Source organism: Pseudomonas segetis, assembly GCF_900188155.1.
Lineage (GTDB): Bacteria > Pseudomonadota > Gammaproteobacteria > Pseudomonadales > Pseudomonadaceae > Aquipseudomonas > Aquipseudomonas segetis.
Genome location: NZ_FZOG01000009.1, coordinates 1 through 19,167 on the forward strand (window position 1 = coordinate 1; position 19,167 = coordinate 19,167).

The 19,167-nt window shown below is 57.7% G+C and carries 17 protein-coding genes and 1 rRNA gene; 13 read left to right on the forward strand and 5 right to left on the reverse strand.

Going from position 1 to position 19,167, the window contains the following annotated elements; genetic code table 11:
* The first annotated feature begins 147 nt into the window (after nucleotides 1-147).
* Nucleotides 148-263 (forward strand): 5S ribosomal RNA (gene rrf, locus CHB79_RS20470).
* Between the two features lie 448 nt (nucleotides 264-711).
* On the opposite strand, the gene CHB79_RS20475 is transcribed toward rrf, so the two are convergent.
* Entirely contained in the window at nucleotides 712-1,431 is a 720-nt protein-coding gene (locus CHB79_RS20475; protein WP_089361254.1) for a murein L,D-transpeptidase catalytic domain family protein, read from the reverse strand.
* A gap of 127 nt (nucleotides 1,432-1,558) precedes the next feature.
* Here CHB79_RS20475 and CHB79_RS20480 point away from each other — a divergent pair, with 127 nt between their 5' ends.
* The gene (locus tag CHB79_RS20480) at nucleotides 1,559-3,163 is read left to right on the forward strand and encodes a L,D-transpeptidase family protein (protein ID WP_089361255.1); all 1,605 of its coding nucleotides are present in this window, start codon (nucleotides 1,559-1,561) and stop codon (nucleotides 3,161-3,163) included.
* A gap of 42 nt (nucleotides 3,164-3,205) precedes the next feature.
* Here CHB79_RS20480 and CHB79_RS20485 read toward each other — a convergent pair whose 3' ends face one another.
* Entirely contained in the window at nucleotides 3,206-4,153 is a 948-nt protein-coding gene (locus tag CHB79_RS20485; protein WP_245851611.1) for a LysR family transcriptional regulator, read from the reverse strand.
* A gap of 192 nt (nucleotides 4,154-4,345) precedes the next feature.
* Here CHB79_RS20485 and CHB79_RS20490 point away from each other — a divergent pair, with 192 nt between their 5' ends.
* The 4 genes from CHB79_RS20490 to CHB79_RS20505 all read left to right on the forward strand — a co-directional run bounded on the left by CHB79_RS20490 (nucleotide 4,346) and on the right by CHB79_RS20505 (nucleotide 9,116).
* Nucleotides 4,346-5,374, forward strand: coding sequence for a TRAP transporter substrate-binding protein (locus tag CHB79_RS20490; protein WP_089361256.1), 1,029 nt, complete (start codon nucleotides 4,346-4,348; stop codon nucleotides 5,372-5,374).
* 58 nt (nucleotides 5,375-5,432) lie between these two features.
* Nucleotides 5,433-5,993 (forward strand): TRAP transporter small permease subunit, encoded by a 561-nt coding sequence (locus CHB79_RS20495; RefSeq protein ID WP_010485345.1) that lies wholly within the window; start codon nucleotides 5,433-5,435, stop codon nucleotides 5,991-5,993.
* 15 nt (nucleotides 5,994-6,008) lie between these two features.
* Complete coding sequence (locus CHB79_RS20500) at nucleotides 6,009-7,313, forward strand: TRAP transporter large permease (RefSeq protein WP_089361257.1); 1,305 nt, start codon at nucleotides 6,009-6,011, stop codon at nucleotides 7,311-7,313.
* 66 nt (nucleotides 7,314-7,379) lie between these two features.
* Nucleotides 7,380-9,116: an IlvD/Edd family dehydratase gene (locus CHB79_RS20505; RefSeq protein WP_089361258.1), complete on the forward strand. Its 1,737-nt coding sequence runs from the start codon at nucleotides 7,380-7,382 to the stop codon at nucleotides 9,114-9,116.
* Between the two features lie 35 nt (nucleotides 9,117-9,151).
* Here the strand turns inward: CHB79_RS20505 and CHB79_RS20510 are convergent, their stop codons facing one another.
* The 3 genes from CHB79_RS20510 to araD1 form a co-directional block, all read right to left on the reverse strand.
* Nucleotides 9,152-9,658, reverse strand: coding sequence for a P-loop nucleotide/nucleoside kinase family protein (locus tag CHB79_RS20510; protein WP_089361259.1), 507 nt, complete (start codon nucleotides 9,656-9,658; stop codon nucleotides 9,152-9,154).
* 149 nt (nucleotides 9,659-9,807) lie between these two features.
* The gene (locus CHB79_RS20515) at nucleotides 9,808-11,391 is read right to left on the reverse strand and encodes an aldehyde dehydrogenase (NADP(+)) (RefSeq protein WP_089361260.1); all 1,584 of its coding nucleotides are present in this window, start codon (nucleotides 11,389-11,391) and stop codon (nucleotides 9,808-9,810) included.
* Between the two features lie 127 nt (nucleotides 11,392-11,518).
* Entirely contained in the window at nucleotides 11,519-12,514 is a 996-nt protein-coding gene (gene araD1 / locus CHB79_RS20520) for an AraD1 family protein (RefSeq protein ID WP_089361261.1), read from the reverse strand.
* Between the two features lie 101 nt (nucleotides 12,515-12,615).
* Here araD1 and CHB79_RS20525 point away from each other — a divergent pair, with 101 nt between their 5' ends.
* From CHB79_RS20525 to CHB79_RS20555, 7 genes are all read left to right on the forward strand, one after another.
* Entirely contained in the window at nucleotides 12,616-13,557 is a 942-nt protein-coding gene (locus CHB79_RS20525) for a LysR family transcriptional regulator (protein WP_089361262.1), read from the forward strand.
* A gap of 266 nt (nucleotides 13,558-13,823) precedes the next feature.
* The gene (locus CHB79_RS20530) at nucleotides 13,824-14,600 is read left to right on the forward strand and encodes a transporter substrate-binding domain-containing protein (protein ID WP_089361263.1); all 777 of its coding nucleotides are present in this window, start codon (nucleotides 13,824-13,826) and stop codon (nucleotides 14,598-14,600) included.
* A 36-nt stretch (nucleotides 14,601-14,636) separates the two neighbouring features.
* On the forward strand, nucleotides 14,637-15,314 hold the full coding sequence (locus CHB79_RS20535; RefSeq protein ID WP_010485358.1) for an amino acid ABC transporter permease: 678 nt from the start codon (nucleotides 14,637-14,639) through the stop codon (nucleotides 15,312-15,314).
* Nucleotides 15,311-16,045 (forward strand): amino acid ABC transporter ATP-binding protein, encoded by a 735-nt coding sequence (locus CHB79_RS20540; protein ID WP_089361264.1) that lies wholly within the window; start codon nucleotides 15,311-15,313, stop codon nucleotides 16,043-16,045. The genes CHB79_RS20535 and CHB79_RS20540 overlap by 4 nt, the downstream gene beginning before the upstream one ends.
* 19 nt (nucleotides 16,046-16,064) lie before the next feature.
* The gene (locus tag CHB79_RS20545; protein WP_010485362.1) at nucleotides 16,065-17,312 is read left to right on the forward strand and encodes a cysteine desulfurase-like protein; all 1,248 of its coding nucleotides are present in this window, start codon (nucleotides 16,065-16,067) and stop codon (nucleotides 17,310-17,312) included.
* 21 nt (nucleotides 17,313-17,333) lie between these two features.
* Entirely contained in the window at nucleotides 17,334-18,194 is an 861-nt protein-coding gene (locus CHB79_RS20550) for a MurR/RpiR family transcriptional regulator (RefSeq protein ID WP_089361265.1), read from the forward strand.
* 45 nt (nucleotides 18,195-18,239) lie between these two features.
* A complete protein-coding gene (locus CHB79_RS20555; protein ID WP_089361266.1) occupies nucleotides 18,240-19,151 on the forward strand; it encodes an allantoinase PuuE in 912 nt (303 codons plus the stop codon).
* Nucleotides 19,152-19,167: the final 16 nt, after the last annotated feature.

The following is a 19,167-nucleotide window of genomic DNA, read 5'->3' on the forward strand; positions in this document are numbered from 1 at the left end:
TTGCCCGTGAGGCTTGACCATATAACACCCAAACAATTTGCTGTTTGAGTGTCATAACAGAAGTTGATAGAACCGAAAGTTTGCAACACTACAAACATCACATACCCGATTCGAAGCAGCGTCCAAGACGAGGCTTCAAACAAATTGCTTGACGACCATAGAGCATTGGAACCACCTGATCCCATCCCGAACTCAGTAGTGAAACGATGCATCGCCGATGGTAGTGTGGGGTTTCCCCATGTGAGAGTAGGTCATCGTCAAGCGCCTATACCGAAACCCCAGATCATGTAAATGGTCTGGGGTTTCTCTTTGCCCTAAACAAAAGCACGACTGCACAGCACTGCATGCCCATCGCCTGGCTGCCATGCTGACAACCAAGAGTAGTCAGTCAAGGCCGATACCCAGCCAATAAAAAGCCACCGCGAGGTGGCTTTTTATTGGCTGCACCGATGGCTTGGTCGCCGCGATATTCGCAGCTACGCGTCCTGGTGATAAGGCTTTGCTCAACTGATGTCATGGGCGAAAAGCATTGTCCGGAAATATGCACTGGAACCCGGCAAGCAACGCAAAGCCAGGCTGTCCAGGCTCAATATCCAAGTCTGGTTAGCTGGGATAATCCGAAGCACCGCACAATGCTGGACAAACAAAAAGGCAGACCCAAAGGTCTGCCTTTTTGTTTTACGCCTGCTTGCGGCCGAGATGGCTAGAGCGCTAGCTGCGCGGGCCAAGGCTATTGATGATACCGGCGACCTGGCGTGGCTTGCAGTTGAAGTAGGCAGACTGTTGGGTCCAACGCGCCTTGGGATGCCAGGCAAACAGGAACTGGCCGCCGCTAAGTTTGTTGACCACCATTCGCGCAACCTGTGGGCGCACGGCCGGACAACCGAGGCTGCGACCAATGCGGCCTTGGCTGCGGATCAAATTAGGATCAACGTAACTGGCGCCATGGATGACGATGGCTCGTTCCCGTGCAAGATCGTTTAAACCTGGCTCGAGACCGTCCATTCGCAACGATAGCCCGTGTTTGCCACTGTAGCTTTCGGCTGTGCGAAATAGTCCAAGGCTGCTTTGATAGCTGCCCAACCGATTTGAAAACTGGCTGGCAATGTTCTCGCCCGACATGCGGCCGTGGGCTACATAGTCACGCAAAATTAATTTCTGGCGCTTGAGGTCGAATATCCACAAGCGTTTGGCCGATGAAGGCTGGGAGTAATCAATGACGGCGAGGTTGTTGGCGCGGGCGGCGCCGTTATTGACCGCGCACTGCATGGCGGCAACTGCGTGGCGCAAGGCTTCGCGATCCAGTCCAGGCGCTACTTTGGTCAGTTGTGCTACCAGCGGGTCTTTTATTGGTTGAGTGGAGGCGGCCAAAAGGGGGCCACAGAAAGACATTAGCCCTGCAACGCAGAGCCGGCGAACCCATACAGACATAAACCCTTCCCCTCTAAAGCAATTGCTTCTGTGCATCCTGGCGTCGACCTTGCGATGACTCGCTTATACTTATTATTGAGCCACATTAGAGGTGGCGGATCTGTATAGCTAAGGATGGAGCAGTTCATTGATCAAAAAACGAGCAGTTTACACGGTCTTGGCCTTAATTCTGGCGCCATTTGTCGGTCATGCAGTGACCTTACCGCCACTTGAATCAAACCCGACAGAAAGCATGGGTGTGCTGATCGACACGCTCTCGACCAGTTGCGCGCCCCTGCCGACAAGCCTAGACGATTTTTCCAGAGCGCAATTGCATGATTTTTATCAACCGCTTGCTGGGGCGTTGGCTTGGCCAAATGAAGCCACACGGGTCATGCTGTTGGAACAGGTCAATCAGTTGGCAGATGATGGATTATCGCCAACCGATTACCCAATACCGAGCATGCCGCTCGATGCCAGTCCCAGATTGCGAGCCTGCATTGATATTCTGACGACCCATAGCTACCTGCAGGCGCTGCATGACCTGCACTACGGTCGTTTGTCGCAACAGAAGCTGGAAAGTGTTTGGCGTTCTTCCGATATGCCAGTACGGCCCTCAGCCAAGGTCACAATAATGCCGGTTGCAATCGCCAATCTGTCGGAGCCCGGCCTGGCGTTTAAAGCCGTGCGACCGAGCCTCGTGCAGTATCAGCAGCTGCGCTCAGCCTATGCGGCACTGCGCAGTCGGCCGCTGCAAAGCTGGCAGCCGATTGCCGCAGGTCCCACCCTTCACCCGGGCCAATCTGACCCGCGGGTTCCTGCCTTGCGTACCCGGCTCAACGCAGAGGGCTACAACACTGCGCTTACCAGCGGCAGTGTTCAGACAGACACCCGGTTCGACCCAGGTACTGTTGCAGCCCTGAGGGCATTCCAGGCCCGTCATGGGATTAACGATGATGGTGTGCTGGGTACCGCGACCCTGACCGAACTCAATGTTTCACCGCTGACCCGGCGCGAGCAATTGAAGGTCAATCTTGAGCGACTGCGTTGGCTCGCCGATGATTTAACGCAGGCACAGGTGGCGGTGAACGTTGCGGGTGCCGAGGTGATGTTGATGCAAAATGGCGTGGACCTGTGGCGCAAGCGCACCCAGGTCGGCCGTGCGGAGCGTAAAACACCTTTGTTGGTGTCGCGTATCAACCGGATAACCCTGAACCCGACATGGACAGTGCCGCCAACTATTCTGCGCGAGGACAAATTACCTGCGATCCGTAGCGATATCGGCTACCTGGATAAACACCAGATGAATGTCTATAACCACCAGGGCCAGCGCCTCAACCCCCATGACATCGACTGGTCAAAACCCGGTGCGATCATGCTGCGCCAGGAGGCGGGGGTGAACAATCCACTGGGCCGAGTGGTGCTGCGGTTTGATAATCCGTTCTCGGTATACCTGCATGATACGCCCAGCCAGCGCTTGTTTGACCGTTCACCACGGGTGTTCAGCTCCGGTTGTGTGCGTGTCGAGGCCATCCAGACATTGCTCACCAAGATTCTCGATGCAGATCAGATGCGCACAGTCCAGGCCCGCCTCGATTCAGGCAAGACCAGCCAGTACCGCCTGGATCAGCAACTCAACCTGGTGATGGCCTATTGGACAGTGGAAGTCGATGCCAATGGGATTATCCATTACTACCCCGATATGTACGACAACGACCAGAAAATCATCACTGCACAATTGCTCGATAAATAAGCGCGCCCCGGGATTTGGTCGGGATCATGGCTGGGGGCTGCCTTAGAGCGACTGGGCAATTTTCCTGAGCTGGGTCAGCACGCTTTTGGCCGAGGGGGAAAGCAAATCTTCATGCTTGGTGATGATTCCATAGGCCATCAAGCTGCGATTCAGATCTTCTTCGATCCCGGCTTCGACATCGACCACGGCCAGCATGTTGTAGCGCGCGTAATGGGCGACCACCTCGCGCGGCAGCACGGTCAGCATGTTGTTGTGTTCAAGCAAGGTGGTGACCATTAGCAGGTTCTCGGCATTGACCACCTTACTCGGCGGCAGCATGCCTTTTTGCTGGAAAAGCGCATCGAATTCGTAGCGTAATACGCTGCCGGACGGTGGCAGCACCCAGTCGGCCTGATGCAGCGCCTCGCGGGACAATCGTTGGTCGATCAACCCGGCACGAGCACATACGCACAGGGGTTCCTTGTGCAGCGGCTCGAAGTGCATGCCGCTGAGGCCTACATCGGCGAAGAAGCGTGCGACCAGAAAATCCAGTTCGCCGTCGTTCAAGGTGGTCATCAGGTCGCGGCTTGAGCCGGTGTGGATACTCAGTTCCAGGTTGGGATGCAATTGTTTCACCTGGCGGATCAACTCCGGCAACAGGTCGGCACAAGGCGTGAGAATGGTCCCGATGCGGACGTGGCCGCGATGCCCGGCGCGCAGTGCGATCACTTCATCAAAAGCGCTGTCGAGGCTGGTTTGCACCCGGCGCGCATAGCGAATGACCGCCTCGCCATAGAGCGTAGGCACCACGCCACGTGCATGGCGTTCGAATAGTGGCACCTCCAGGCCGTCCTCTAACTCCTTGACCAGCTTTGAGATTGCCGGTTGGGAAATACCCAGGCCTTCAGCCGCTCGATTAAGGTTGCAGGTTTCTCCCAGTGCGACCAGCACCGGAATGTGGCGGCTTTTGAGGCGCGCACGCACGAACCAGTTGTTATTGAGTGGTTTCATTCGGCTTAGGTATATCCATTTGTATATGTATTTGGCGAAATTACATATTTGTTGATTATCCATGATCTGTCTACTCTTTGGCCTCGGAACGCGTGTGCCGGCCTGCCTGTTGACTTGGCACACCTGCTTGCGAGTAGCGCCCTAGACGGTGTTGCCGCCAAAATGCCTGATAAAAATAAATGGAGAGGCACCATGCAACCCAGTAAATTTTCCAACCGCCTGACCCTGAGCGCCGTTGCTATGGCTGTGCTCCTAAGTTCCACTGCCGCCTTTGCCAAGGAAGAGTGGAAGTTCCAGATCAACGTCAACGCTGGCGATGATGAGTACCGAATCGCTCAGAACTGGGCGAAAGACGTAGCTGAAAAAACCAAGGGTGAAATTGTCATCGAAGTGATGCCGACAGGCACCATAGTCGGTAACAACGAAACACTGGACGCCGTTGGCGCCGGTATCATCCAGGGCCAGATCACCGACCCCGGTTATTTCTCAGGTAAAAACCCTGCCTTTGCCGTTTACGGCAATATGGTCGGCGCCTGGAGCGACACCTCGACCTTCCTCGACTACATGCGCAACGGCGGTGGCGAAGCGGGTTACAACAAGCTGGTCGAACCCTACAACGTTCACCTGATCCGCGCCGGCGCTGTTGGGGTCGAAGCCTTGATCAGCAAAAAGAAGATCAACACCCTGGCCGACTTCAAAGGCATGAAGATTCGTGCGCCGGAAGGCATGGTCTCGAATATCTTCAAGCTGGTGGGGGCCGCCCCCGTGAACCTGCCGACATCCGAGGTCTACACCGCCCTGGAAAAGGGCGTTATTGATGCCGCCGACTACACGGTGTTCTCCACCAACTATGAGCAGGGTTACTACAAGTACGCGCCATTCGCCGTGCATCCGGGCTTCCACTCGATGCCGATGAAAGACATCTCGATCAACAAGACGATCTGGGATGGCCTGAGCGCCGAACAGCAGAAAATCCTTGAGGACTCTGTTGATCAATTCACCGCGACGCTGATCAGCGACCTGCACAAGAAAGACCAGGAGCAGGTTGAACTGGCGACCAAGCGTGGTGATGTGACCTTGACCACGCTGTCCCCTGAAGAGCTGAAGAAATTCCGCCAGATTGCCCGCACCGAGTGGGACACCTGGCGCAACAGCAGCCCTGAAGCCAAGGAAGCCGTGGATTCAATCAAGTCTTATCTGCAGAGCAAAGACCTGCTCTGATCCCCCGCACGACCTGTGCAGTTCTGCACAGGTCGCTCTGGAAGTCAGGAGTCTCCCCGTGAAAGCGAATCCGCCAACGAGCGAAAACCCGCTCGGTGTTGCTGAGCCCGAGTCCGTGCCCAGTAACAATCCACTTGATCGTGTTATCCAGCGTATGGGCCAAGCAATCGCCTGGCTGGTGTTCCTGGCCATGCTGGTCAGTGTCTACGAAGTGATCATGCGCTACGTGTTCAACGCGCCAACCGACTGGGCGCACGAAACCACCACATTCCTGGTGGCATCGATTTTCGCCCTGGGCGGCCCCTACGCGCTGGCAACCAATCGGCATATCCAGATTCGTATCCTGCTCGATCGTCTCTCGCCGCGTAAGCGCAATTGGCTGGAGATATTCAACTTGCTGCTGGGCGTGGTGTTTTGCCTGGCAATTGGCTACGCCGCCTGGGTCCTGGCATTTAACGCCACCCATTCGCCGACAGGGGCCTGGCGCCTGGAAACCTCAGGCTCGGCCTGGAATCCGCCGCTTCCCGCTTTTACCAAGATCGTCATCCTGATTGCGATTGCCATCATGGCAGTGCAGCAAGTTGTGCGTATCGGTCGCCAATGGCGCAACAAGCAATAATTCGAGATCAGCGCCATGAGTATTGAAATCGCTACGTATCTGATGATTTTTGCCATCTTCGGCCTGCTGATTATGGGGCTGCCGCTGGCGTTCGTGACAGGTTTGGTTGCCGCAGGTTTTACCCTCGGTTGGTTTGGCCCGATGGCCACGCCGCTGGTGGCCAGCCGCATGTATGGTTTTATCACCGAGTATTCGCTCGTTGCCGTACCCATGTTTGTGTTCATGGCGGGGCTGCTCGATAGATCGGGCCTGGCCCGGGATTTATTCAACTCGATGCGTTTCTTCGCCGGCAGGATGCCTGGTGGGGTTGCCGTACAGACACTGGTGGTGGCGTTCTTCCTTGCAGCCATTTCCGGCATCATCGGCGGAGAAATCGTCCTGCTGGGCTTGTTGGCCCTGCCGCAAATGCTGCGTCTGGGCTACGACAAGCGCATCGCAATCGGCGTTGTCTGCGCTGGTGGTTCGCTCGGCACCATGGTGCCGCCGTCAATCGTTCTGATCATCTACGGCCTGATCGCCAGCGTGTCGATTGCCGACTTGTTCAAGGCCGCCGTGGTGCCCGCCGTGCTGTTGATGGGCTGCTACATGCTCTATGTGGTGGTGATGTGCGTGCGTTATCCACAAATGGGCGGGGCGCATATCAAGCAGGATTCGGACGGTCTTCCACGCCTGACAGTGTCCGAAGCGATCAAGGGTATGTTCTATCCAGTGGCTATTGCCGGGCTGGTGCTGGGCAGCATCTACGGCGGTATCGCCTCGGTTACCGAGGCGGCGGCAATGGGTGCCCTGGGCGTGCTGTTGGCGATTGTGCTGCGTCGTGAGTTTAGTCTGAAGTTGCTCCAGGCCAGCCTGACCCAGACCCTGGAAACCTGCGGCATGATCGTCTGGATCGGGATTGGCGCTGCTTGCCTGGTTGGCGTCTACAACCTGATGGGTGGCAACCGCTTCGTGTCATCGGCGATCACCGGGCTCGATGTCGCACCTGTGGTCATCATCATGGTGATGATGCTGATCTTCCTGGTGCTGGGCATGATTCTCGACTGGATCGGCATTGCCATGCTGTGCCTGCCGATCTTTGTGCCTATTGTTGTGCAACTGGGCTACAACCCGGTGTGGTTCGGGATTCTCTTTGCCGTGAGCATGCAGGTTTCATACATCTCACCACCCTTTGGTCCCGCCGCTTTCTACCTGAAAAGTGTGGCGCCCCCGGATATCACCCTGACCGATATTTTCAAATCGATGGTGCCTTTCATCATCATTCAGCTGTGCGTACTCAGCCTGCTGTTGTTCTTCCCAGTCCTTTCGACGGGCTTGCTCTAACCCCCCATTTTTCAATTACCCAGGGTAGCTCCAGGCGAGCTCCCCCTTGCTTGACAGGTTGCAATCATGACTGAGAAACGCACATTACGTTCTGCCCAATGGTTCGGTACCGCCGACAAAAACGGGTTCATGTACCGCAGTTGGATGAAGAATCAGGGCATTCCCGATCACGAGTTCCAAGGCAAGCCAATCATTGGCATCTGCAATACCTGGTCTGAGCTGACGCCGTGCAACGCGCACTTTCGCAAGATCGCCGAGCACGTCAAGAAAGGCGTACTTGAAGCCGGTGGTTTTCCGGTTGAATTCCCGGTGTTTTCCAGCGGTGAATCCAACTTGCGGCCAACCGCCATGCTCACGCGTAACCTGGCGAGCATGGACGTTGAAGAGTCGATCCGCGGCAACCCGGTAGATGCCGTGGTGCTGCTGACCGGTTGCGACAAGACCACGCCGGCGCTGTTGATGGGGGCTGCTAGTTGCGATGTGCCAGCGATTGTTGTGACCGGCGGGCCGATGCTTAATGGCAAGCACAAGGGCAAGGACATTGGTTCGGGCACCGTGGTTTGGCAGCTCAGCGAAGAAGTGAAGGCCGGCAAGATCTCGATCCACGACTTCATGGCCGCTGAAGCCGGCATGTCGCGTTCAGCGGGTACCTGCAACACCATGGGTACGGCCTCGACCATGGCATGTATGGCCGAAGCCCTGGGCACATCTCTGCCGCACAACGCGGCGATTCCGGCTGTGGATGCACGTCGCTATGTACTGGCGCATATGTCCGGCATGCGCATTGTCGAGATGGTGCGTGAAGATTTGCGGTTGTCGAAAGTTCTTACCCGCGAAGCCTTCGAGAACGCGATTCGGGTCAACGCCGCCATTGGTGGCTCGACCAATGCGGTGATCCATCTCAAGGCGATCGCCGGGCGCATGGGCGTTGAGCTTGAGTTGGATGACTGGACCCGAGTTGGACGCGGTACGCCGACTATCGTTGACTTGCAGCCATCGGGACGTTTCCTGATGGAAGAGTTCTACTACGCCGGTGGTCTGCCAGCGGTGATTCGTCGCCTGGGCGAGAAGGGCCTGCTGCCGAATCCTGACGCGCTGACGGTCAACGGCAGCAGCCTGTGGGACAACTGCACCGATGCGCCGATCTACGGTGAGGACGAAGTGATTCGTCAGTTGGATAACCCTCTGCGCCGCGATGGTGGCATCAGCATCCTGCGTGGCAACCTTGCACCCAAAGGCGCGGTACTGAAACCTTCCGCTGCTTCACCAGAGCTGATGCAGCACCGAGGCCGTGCTGTAGTGTTCGAGGACTTCGACGATTATAAAGCGCGTATCAACGATCCTGATCTTGATGTCGACGAGACCTGCGTACTGGTGCTGAAGAATGCCGGGCCCAAGGGTTATCCGGGCATGGCGGAGGTCGGCAACATGGGCCTGCCACCAAAGGTGCTGGCCAAGGGCATCACCGATATGGTGCGGATCTCGGATGCACGCATGAGCGGTACAGCCTACGGTACAGTGGTACTGCATGTCGCACCGGAAGCCGCAGCGGGTGGGCCATTGGCCGTGGTGCAAAATGGCGATTATATCGAGCTCGACTGTGATGCCGGACGCCTGCACCTGGATATTTCGGATGCAGAGCTACAGGCGCGACTTGCCGCATGGCAGGCACCCCAGGGCTTGATCTGGGATGGCGGTTACCGCCGTCTGTATGTTGATCACGTGCTGCAGGCCGATGAGGGGTGTGACTTTGACTTTCTGGTCGGCTGCCGTGGTTCCGATGTGCCGCGTCACTCGCACTAAGTGAAGCTACCCGGCGTGCGCAACGTGCGCCGGGTTCAAGGCTTGGGATTGATGTGGCGCAGGATCATGGCCACGGCCTGTGCCGGCATGAGCCGGGCTGTGTCGATCTGCAGAGGCGGGCTGTCCCAGGCTTGGTAATCATGATTGAGCACTGCCTGCCATGTCGGCGGACTCAGTCCTGCAATGTCGGAGCTGCGCGTTTCAACTCGACGCTGGTGCTCTGTTGTGTCTGAGCAGCTGACCTCGATATTGACCAACTCTACCGCTGCGTTTGTGGCTGTTATGCGCCAGGCTTCGCGGCTTTCGGCAACTGGGTTGACGCAATCGGCGATAACTGTGTTGTCAAGGCGCAGATTACTCAGGGCCAGCTCGTTGGCGATGCTATACCCGCAGCACCCCAGGTCACCGACCAAGCCATCGGCATTGCGGATGGCTTGCTCAATTGTATCGATCCGCAGATACATAGCCCCTGTTTGCCGGGCCAGGGCACTGGCAATGGTGGTCTTGCCGGTTCCAGGCAGGCCGCTGAAGACAATAAGCATTTTGCTTCCTTTGATTGACCAGCAGGCCCAGTCTAAGCCATGGCTTGTGGCAGCTAGGAAGGGCGTCGCTCATAAACAACAATGCCCGGCATTTTAGCCGGGCATTGTTGGGGTGAACGCTTCAGGCGTAACTGATCGCCATCAACGACTCAAGCCAGGGCGCTGGTGCTGGGCTTGCCATCGACCAGGCGCTGAATGCCCAGTGGATTGGCATTCTGCAACGCTTGTGGCAGCAGTGCGTCCGGGCAGTTCTGGTAGCACACAGGGCGCAAGAAGCGATCGATGGCCAATGTGCCCACGGAAGTACCACGTGAGTCGGAAGTTGCCGGATAGGGGCCCCCGTGGACCATCGAGTCGCACACCTCAACGCCTGTCGGGTAGCCATTGAGCAGCAGGCGGCCAGCTTTTTGCTCAAGCACTGCCAGCAGGTCGCCGGCATTGTGCAGGTCAGCCTCGTCGGCGATCAGGGTCGCGGTGAGTTGCCCATGCAGGCTGTGCAGGGCACTCAGCAGTTCCGCGCGATCGGCCACCTCAACCACGATGGTGGTCGGCCCGAAAACTTCTTCCTGGAGCAACTCGTCCCCTTCGAGCAGCAAGCTCACATCCGCCTTGAACAGCTGGGGATATGCCTGGTTGCCCGTTTGCTCGCTACCGGCCAAATGGCTGATGCCGGTGTGTGCATGCAAGCGTTGAAGGCCACCGACGTAGCTCTTGAGCGTGCCAGCATTGAGCATGGTTTGCGCCGGTTTGTCGCCCATCTGCTGGGACAGGGTCTTGATAAAGGCGCTGTATTCCGGCGAGCTAACGCCGATAACCAGGCCCGGACTGGTGCAGAACTGACCACAGCCAAGTACCACCGAGGCGCTGAGGTCGGCTGCAATCTGCTCGCCACGGGTTTTCAAGGCTTCCGGCAGCATCAGCACCGGGTTGATGCTCGACATCTCGGCAAATACCGGGATGGGTTGCGGGCGGGCAGCAGCCATGTCGCACAGGGCGCGGCCGCCTTTCAGGGAGCCGGTGAACCCTACGGCTTGAATGGCTGAATGCTTGACCAACAGCTCACCGACGCCCGAGCCATAGATCATGTTGAATACACCGGCGGGCATGCCGGTTTTCTGCGCAGCGCGAGTGATAGCGCCCGCTACGCAGTCGGCGGTGGCCATGTGGCCGCTGTGGGCCTTGAACACCACCGGGCAGCCTGCTGCCAGTGCAGCAGCGGTGTCGCCACCTGCGGTTGAAAATGCCAAGGGGAAGTTGCTGGCACCGAATACAGCAACGGGGCCAACCCCAATGCGGTATTGACGCAGGTCCGGGCGCGGCATTGGTTGGCGCTCGGGCAATGCCTGGTCAATCCTTGCACCGTAGAAATCACCACGGCGCAGGACCTGCGCGAACAAGCGCATTTGCCCGCTGGTGCGGCCACGCTCGCCTTGAATGCGGGCGGCTGGCAAGGCGGTTTCACGGCAAACCAGGGCCACGAAATCATCGCCCAAGGCATCAATTTCGGCGGCGCAGGCTTCGAGGAATTCCGCGCGCTTTTCCGCAGGCAGGCTGCGGTAAGCGGGATAGGCGGCTGCGGCGGCTTCGGCGGCCGCGTTTACCTCATCGGCCGTGGCCTGATGGAATTGGTAGGGAAGCGCTTCGCCGCTCTGTGCGTCGTAGCTTTGCAAAGCGGTATTGCCAGCAGCGCTACGGCCCCCGGCGATGTAGTTTTGACCGAGTATATCGGGCATGTTCGACTCCTTGACCTTATGGGTTCAGGCGGTGGGCATAGGCCCGCGAATGATGAAGTGCCTCGCAGCCTGCGAGCTGTCAGTTCCCTTGCGTAACCAACTCTTGCAAGGGGCTTGGCGAAGTGGCTCAGAGCGCCTTGACTGTACCGGCGACAAAAGACGTTTTGTTGATTTCGATACCGTTGCGCAGTGGCTCGCCAAAAGCATCGAGACTGATTTCGAACTGGTCACCAGGCTGCGCCTTGACGCCATCGGCGAATGACAGTGTAGCGGTGCCAAAGAAATGCACATGGACATCGCCGGGGCGAAGGAATTGTGCGTACTTGAAATGATGGTATTCGAGGTTCTCCAGGCTATGGCACATGTTCTCTTCGCCGGAGAGAAACTCCTTTTCCCAGAGCACTGCGCCATCGCGACGAATACGGCTCATGCCAGCCAGATGCTTGGGCAGTTCACCCAGGCGCGCTTCCGGACCAAAGGAGCAGAAACGTAATTTCGAGTGGGCCAGATACAGGTAGTTCTTGCGTTCAACCACATGATCGGAAAATTCATTGCCCAGTGCATAACCCACGCGATAGGGCATGCCGTCATCGCCAATCACATAGAGCCCGGTCAGTTCCGGCTCTTCGCCAAAGTCTTCGGCAAAGTCAGGGGCCGGGAAATCAGCGCCGGGGCGAACCACGATGCTGCCGTCCCCTTTGTAAAACCATTCGGGTTGAGCGCCAGCTGTGCCTGATTCTGGACGGCCGCCTTGCATGCCCCAGCGGAACATCTGCATGGTGTCGGTCAGCTTGGTTACTTCTTGCTCAGCCTGTTGGTGCATCTTGTCACGGGTCGAGGCGCTGCCGAGGTGAGTCAGGCCGGTGCCGCTGACCAGGCAATGCGCCGGGTCTTCGTGGTCCAGCGGAGGCAGTACGCGCTGTTCGTCGAGCACTTGGCGGTAAAGCGGCCCAGGCTCACAGCCATGGGCTTCAATCTGCGCCTGCAGGCTGCGCTGGTTGCGGATGGCGGCAAGGGCCAGCTCACGGGTGCTGCGCGCGTCACGTACGATGTCGATACGCTCGCCATTGACCACGCCGACGTGGCGTTGGCCCTGTTCATTTTCGAATTGAATCAAGCGCATCGGCCTGGCTCCTGTTGATAGCCTAAAGCATCACTTTAAAAATCCTTGGAGATGCTGCCTAATGAAAGCTTCTGATTGAGCGATAACTTTTAGTCATCACCATGATCTCGTCCTTGCCTTCAATTGTTTCGCGCTTGCGCCTCAAGCAACTGCGCTTGCTTATTGCCCTCGATGAGCAAGGCTCGCTGCATCGTGCGGCCGAGCAGGTAGCAATTAGCCAACCCGGTGCGACCAAGGCGCTGCATGAGATCGAGACGACTTTTGGTGCCAGCCTGTTTACCCGTACCAGCCAAGGCCTGGCACCAAATGACCTGGGCCGCTGCGTGATTCGCTATGCGCGACTTATCCACAGCGACCTGGCGCACCTGCGCGAAGAGATGATCGGCATTGTTCAGGGCCATGGCGGGCGACTGTCGGTTGGAGTGATCATGGGTGCGGTCCCGCAATTGATGCGCGCCCTGACAGGCTTACGCGAAAAGCAGCCGGAGTTGTCGGTGGAAATCGTCGAGGACACCAGCGAGCGCCTGCTCAGCCTGGTCGATCAGGGGCGTCTCGATCTGGCCATCTGCCGCACCAGTGTCAGCCGCAGGCCGGATGCCTACGATTGCCTGAAGCTGTTCGAAGAACAGCTGGTGCTGGTGGCTCATCCAGAACATCCGCTGGTGGGCGTTGCCAATGTAAAACTGGCGCAACTCAGTGATTGTCGCTGGATCATCTACCCGGCCAATATGCCCATGCGCTTGTTGCTTGAGCACGAGTTCAGCCAGGCAGGCCTTGAGTTCCCGCGTTACCCGTTGGAGACTGCTTCGACCTTCAGCATGCTCAGCCTGTTGCAACAAGACGCGAGATCGGTGGCCTTGATGCCGCGCGAGGTGGCCGGGTTCAGCCAGGGTTTTGGCATGATTGGCCGCCTGGACCTGCAGATCCAATCAAGACGCGAGCCCTACGGTGTGATTGTCCGTCACGCCAGCCAGTTGTCATTCCCTGCGCAGTTGTTGCTTGAAGAGCTGCGCCAAGAATCCTCCGGCGAACCCGTTGTGTGATCGAATGCCGGTGTCCTAAGGGTTGATCCGGCGCCCTGCATCAGTGCGTCTGGATTGATTTTCTGCCACGCAAATCCTCTGTAACCAGACCCTGTGTGCCTTGTAAACACTGCACCAAACCGGGTCTGATTCGCACTTTGCTGGAGCATTTAATTCAGTAAATTAAGTTGTTGAAATATTTAATTCATGTGCCTATGCTCAATCTCGAAACGCCTGTTCATCCAAGCGGGCGGCCTGTAGGACTGACTTGAATCGAGGAGCTAGACATGAACGTGAAAGTACTCTTGGGCATGGCAATCGCCACTGCGTTTTCAGCATCGACTCTGGCCGCTGACTGGACGGTGGGCGCAAACGTCGGCAACGTTCCGTGGGAGTTCCAGGACGCCAAGGGCGAGATAGTTGGCTTCGAGGTTGATCTGGTCAAGGAAGTCGCCAAGCGTGCGGGCAAGAGCGTCGAATTCATCAATATCCCCTTCAATGGCCTGTTCAGCGCGGTGCAATCCAAGCGTGCCGATATTGCCATTTCCTCAATCACCATCACTCCCAAACGCCTTGAGTCTGTTGGTTTCGCCCAGCCCTATTACGACAGTGACCAGTCCTTGTCGGTATTGACCAAGTCGGGCATCAAGGGCCTGGACGGCATGGCTGACAAAGTGGTTGGCGTCGATACCGGCTCCACCGGCGACATGTGGGTTGGCGAGCACAAGGGCGAATACAAGTTCAAGGATGTCTCGCGTTATGAAGGTTTGTCGCCCGCCATGCTGGATCTGGCTTCGGGCCGATTGGACGGCTATGTCAGTGATATTCCAGCGGTGCTTTATTACATCAAGGACAAGCCGCAGTACGCCGTGGTCGCACGTATTCCAACGGGCGAAAAATATTCATTGATGCACGCGAAGAACTGGTCCGAGAGCGCCAAGGTCAACGACATCATCAGCACCATGAAGAAAGAAGGCGTGATCGCCGACCTGCACAAGAAATGGTTTGGTGCTGAAGCCGCAGCTGATTCGAGCACGGTGATGGTGACTGACGTACCAAAGTAATCACTCGATCAACCGTTCACGAGCAAGGTGCTTTCTATGGAGCTGTTACATACATTCTTCAACTGGAGCGTATTTGTCGATGCGCTGCCACTGATGCTTCGCGGCCTTGGCGTGACGGTGCTGTTGGGTGTGGTCAGTATCATTCTCGGGTTGGTTGGCGGCTTGCTGCTGGCGATGTTGCGCCTCTATGCCTTCGCGCCGATTCGCTGGCTGGCGCGGGCCTATATTGATGTCTTGCGTTCGATTCCCCTGCTGGTTCTGCTGGTGTTGATCTACTACGCATTGCCCTTTGTGGGGATTCGCCTGTCGTCATTCGCGGCCGCAGCGGCAGCTTTGTCGCTGGTGTCGTGCGCCTATTCGGCTGAGATTTTTCGTTCCGGCATCGAAGCCATTCCACGGGGCCAATTCGAGGCTGCGGCGTCACAAGGCATGAGCTTTTTCAACACCATGCGCGACGTGATCCTGCCGCAGGCCATGCGTATTGTCATGCCGCCCATGACCAGCAACTGCATCAACGTGATGAAAGACACCGCGCTGGCATCGGTGGTGGCCATGCCTGACTTGCTCAAGCAGGCAACGCAAGCCCAGGCGCTGGCGGCTAATCCGACGCCCTTGGTGGGGGCCGCGGTGATGTATCTGTTGCTGCTCTTGCCGCTGGTGCAAATGGTCAGTTGGATAGAGCGGCGCAATGCTGCCGGGGGTAAAAGCGCATGAGCAGCCTGATCGAAATCGAGCACATGAATAAGTTCTACGGCCAGTTCCAGGCCTTGAGCGACATCAACATGACTGTTGAACAAGGCGAAGTGGTGGTCATTCTGGGGCCGTCCGGATCTGGGAAGTCCACGCTGATTCGTTGCATCAACCTGCTGGAGGCTTATCAGGAAGGTGAGATCCGGGTTGCCGACCAGCGTGTGGAAAACGGTCCCAATCTCGCGAGCATTCGCTGCGAAGTGGGCATGGTGTTTCAGAATTTCAATCTTTATCCCCATCTCACGGTGCTGGCCAATGTTGCCTTGGCGCCGGTGCGGGTGCGCGGCATGTCGCGGCGCAGTGCCAATGACCGTGCGCGTGCGCTGCTGGAGAAAGTCGGCATGGCCGCCCACGCCGACAAATACCCAAGCCAGCTGTCCGGCGGCCAACAGCAGCGTGTAGCCATTGCGCGGACCATGGCCATGGAGCCACGCGTGATCCTGTTTGACGAACCCACCTCCGCGCTTGATCCGGAGATGGTCGGTGAAGTGCTTGATGTGATGCAAAACCTGGCGCGTTCTGGCGTGACCATGATCGTGGTCACCCATGAAATGGGTTTTGCGCGTAAGGTCGCCGACCGGGTGATCTTCATGGAGAGCGGCAGAATCATCGAACAGAACAAGCCGCAAGAGTTTTTCACCGCCCCGCAAGAGCCGAGAACCCAGGCTTTTCTGCAGGCGATTCTGCATCACTGATACTTTCGGGAGACTTATTTTGACTTTGCTCGATATCAATTACGTTCGCAGCCAGTTCCCCGCCCTGGCCGATGGCTATGCCTATCTCGATAACGCAGGTGGTTCGGCCGTACTCAAGCCGGTTGCCGATCGTATCAGCCAGTACCTGCTCAACCATGCGGTGCAGCTTGGCGCCTCATATGAGCCCTCGGTGCAGGCTGGCGCCAAGGTGATGGAGGCGCGTGAGTCGGTTGCGCAACTAATCAATGCCTACCACCCCGAAGAGTGTGTAATGGGCGGCTCGACCACCCATCTGCTGCAAATTCTCACGCGTGCGATTGCACCTTCGATCAAGCCCGGCGATGAAGTCATCGTCACCCACAGCGACCATGAAGCCAATATCGGCCCCTGGCAGCGCTTGTGCGAGGAGCGCGATGCCGTGCTGCGTGTGTGGCATGTCGATGCACAAACCCTGGAGCTGGAACTGGCTGACCTGGATGCCTTGCTCAGCCCGAAAACCCGGTATGTGGCCATGACCCATGCCTCGAACATCCTGGGCAGCGTCAATCCCGTGGCCGAGGTCGCGCGTCGTGTGCATCAGGTCGGGGCTAAGCTATGCGTCGATGCGGTGGCTTACGCGCCACACCGCTTGGTCGATGTCCAGGCCAGTGGCGCCGACTACTACGTATTCAGCTTCTATAAAGTCTTTGGCCCCCACTTCGCCGTGCTCTGGGGCAAGCGCGAGTTGCTTCTGGAGCTGCCAAGCCTCAACCACTTCTTCATCGGGCGCGACGTGCTGCCCTACAAGCTCCAGCCCGGCAACCTCAACTATGAGCTGTCGTACGGTTGCATCGGTATCAGTGATTACCTGGTCGATATCGGCCGTCGCCTGGGGGCTCAAGGCAGTGAGCGCGAACTCATGCAGGCGGCATTTGATGCCTTTGAGGTCCAGGAGAATCTTCTGGCTGAAACCCTGCTGGCTTATCTGCGAGAGGCACCGGGCGTGCGTATCATCGGCAAGAGCCAGGTGACCAATGGTGACCGGGTGCCGACCATCAGTTTTGTCGTCGAAGGCGTGCAGTCCGAAGCCATAGTGCGGCGCATTGACCCGGCACGCATTGGTATTCGTTTTGGCGATTTCTACGCGCGTCACCTGATCAACGAACTGGGCCTGGCACAACAAGGCGGGGTGGTGCGCGTATCTATTGCACACTACAACACCGTCGAAGAAATGACCCGGTTAGTGGCCTGTTTGAGTGAGGCTATTGCCGAGCTGCGCCCATCCTGATTTTTACCGAGCGACCTGCCTATGTCACTGCCACAAACCCTGGATGAACTGCGCTCAGCCATCGCGCTGGGACAGGACAAACTCACCAGCCGGATGCGCGATGCCGCCCATTACCTGATCGAGCATCCCCACGATGCTGCCCTCAATACATTGGCGGCGCTGGCCAAGCGTTCGGCGATTCCTGCATCGGCATATATTCGCCTGGCGCAAGCATTGGGCTACGGCGGCTTTAGCGACCTGCAGCGGCTGTTCAAGGCACCGTTGGAAAAGGCAGGGCAGGGCAGCTTCAAGGAGCGCATCCGACATTACCGTGGCGAGCAACTGCTGGATGACCCAAGGGATGTTGGCGCCATGCTGTCTGCCTTCAGCCAGGCCAATATCGTTTCGCTCGAGCACTTGGCCGAAGGCCAGCAAGTGCAGGCTCTGGAGCAGTCCATCGCATTGCTGCAAAAGGCGCGCACCACCTTTGTGGTGGGCATGCGCAGGTCGTTCCCGATGGCGGCTTACTTGAGCTATGCCTTGAGCCGGGTGGGACGCCGTGCCGTGCATATCAGTGGTTTGGGCGGCAGCCTGCGTGAGCAGGTCGGTGCATTGCATGCCGATGATGTCCTGGTGGCCGTGAGTTTCCCGCCCTACGCCCAGGAGACGATTGATGCCTGCCAGCAGGCACTGGCTTCCGGCACGCCAATCGTGGCGATCACCGACAGCATTCTCAGCCCGATAGGCCAATGTGCTTCGGTGATGATCGAGGTCAACGATGCTGAGTTGCTCGGCTTTCGTTCACTTACCGCAGCATTTTGTGTTGCCCAGACACTGGCCATGGGCTTGGCGTTTGGCGATGGCCAGACCGACCACGAAGCCTTGAAAGAGATTGATTGCTGAGCCTGTGTGGCTGAGTAATTTGCCAAACCTGTAGGAGAATTTTCCATGGCGTTACCCCTTCGAGATCTGGTTGGTTATGGTCAGCAGCGTCCGCAAGGCACCTGGCCCAACGGTGCGCGACTGGCCATCAGTGTGGTGATCAACTACGAGGAAGGCTCCGAGCGCTCGCTGGCCATGGGCGACTCCGATCAGGAGAGCATGACCGAGTGGGGCAGTTATCAATTCCCTGAAGGGGTGCGTAACCTGGCGATGGAGTCGATGTATGAATACGGCTCCCGCGTCGGTATCTGGCGGATTCTGCAGATTCTGCAACAGGCAGATGTACCGGCCACTTTCCATGCCTGCGCCCTGGCGTTCGAGCAAAACCCTGATGTTGCCAAGGCGGCCGTCGCCCTGGGCCATGAAGTGTGCAGCCATGGTTATCGCTGGGAAGAGGTGTTTCGCCTCAGCGAAGAACAGGAGCGCGAGCATATTCGCTTGGCCATAGAGTCTTTCCAGCGCACCTGCGGCAAGCGCCCGGTGGGCTGGTATTGCCGCTACGGAGCCAGCGTGCGTACGCGGCGCCTGGTCGCCGAGGAAGGGGGATTCCTGTATGACTCCGACGCCTACAACGATGATGTGCCTTACTTTGTCGAGGTCGAGGGCAAGCGCCATCTGGTGGTGCCTTACACCAGCGATGTGAATGACTTCCGCTACTGGAACTCGCCTGGTCTTTCGCAAGCCTCTGACTTTCTTGAGTACATGAAGGAAAGTTTCGAGGTGCTGCACGAAGAGTCCGCCGATGGCCTGCGCATGATGTCCATCGGTTTACACCCCCGCATGGTGGGACGGCCAGGGCGCGTGCGCGCGCTGAAAAAATTCATTGAATACGCCCAGGGCCACGAAGGCGTCTGGTTCGCCACCCGCGAACAGATCGCCCAGGCCTGGCTGGAGCGCGACGCTGCCACCACGCGCTGAATCAGTTTTATCCGAG

What these genes read in the sequence shown, in the direction of transcription:
- CHB79_RS20475 (WP_089361254.1), bottom strand. Translation starts at nt 1,431, where the DNA reads ATGTCTGTATGGGTTCGCCGGCTCTGCGTTGCAGGGCTAATGTCTTTC.
- CHB79_RS20485 (WP_245851611.1), bottom strand. Translation starts at nt 4,153, where the DNA reads ATGAAACCACTCAATAACAACTGGTTCGTGCGTGCGCGCCTCAAAAGC.
- CHB79_RS20490 (WP_089361256.1), top strand. Translation starts at nt 4,346, where the DNA reads ATGCAACCCAGTAAATTTTCCAACCGCCTGACCCTGAGCGCCGTTGCT.
- CHB79_RS20500 (WP_089361257.1), top strand. Translation starts at nt 6,009, where the DNA reads ATGAGTATTGAAATCGCTACGTATCTGATGATTTTTGCCATCTTCGGC.
- CHB79_RS20505 (WP_089361258.1), top strand. Translation starts at nt 7,380, where the DNA reads ATGACTGAGAAACGCACATTACGTTCTGCCCAATGGTTCGGTACCGCC.
- CHB79_RS20510 (WP_089361259.1), bottom strand. Translation starts at nt 9,658, where the DNA reads ATGCTTATTGTCTTCAGCGGCCTGCCTGGAACCGGCAAGACCACCATT.
- CHB79_RS20515 (WP_089361260.1), bottom strand. Translation starts at nt 11,391, where the DNA reads ATGCCCGATATACTCGGTCAAAACTACATCGCCGGGGGCCGTAGCGCT.
- araD1 (WP_089361261.1), bottom strand. Translation starts at nt 12,514, where the DNA reads ATGCGCTTGATTCAATTCGAAAATGAACAGGGCCAACGCCACGTCGGC.
- CHB79_RS20525 (WP_089361262.1), top strand. Translation starts at nt 12,616, where the DNA reads ATGATCTCGTCCTTGCCTTCAATTGTTTCGCGCTTGCGCCTCAAGCAA.
- CHB79_RS20530 (WP_089361263.1), top strand. Translation starts at nt 13,824, where the DNA reads ATGAACGTGAAAGTACTCTTGGGCATGGCAATCGCCACTGCGTTTTCA.
- CHB79_RS20535 (WP_010485358.1), top strand. Translation starts at nt 14,637, where the DNA reads ATGGAGCTGTTACATACATTCTTCAACTGGAGCGTATTTGTCGATGCG.
- CHB79_RS20540 (WP_089361264.1), top strand. Translation starts at nt 15,311, where the DNA reads ATGAGCAGCCTGATCGAAATCGAGCACATGAATAAGTTCTACGGCCAG.
- CHB79_RS20550 (WP_089361265.1), top strand. Translation starts at nt 17,334, where the DNA reads ATGTCACTGCCACAAACCCTGGATGAACTGCGCTCAGCCATCGCGCTG.
- CHB79_RS20555 (WP_089361266.1), top strand. Translation starts at nt 18,240, where the DNA reads ATGGCGTTACCCCTTCGAGATCTGGTTGGTTATGGTCAGCAGCGTCCG.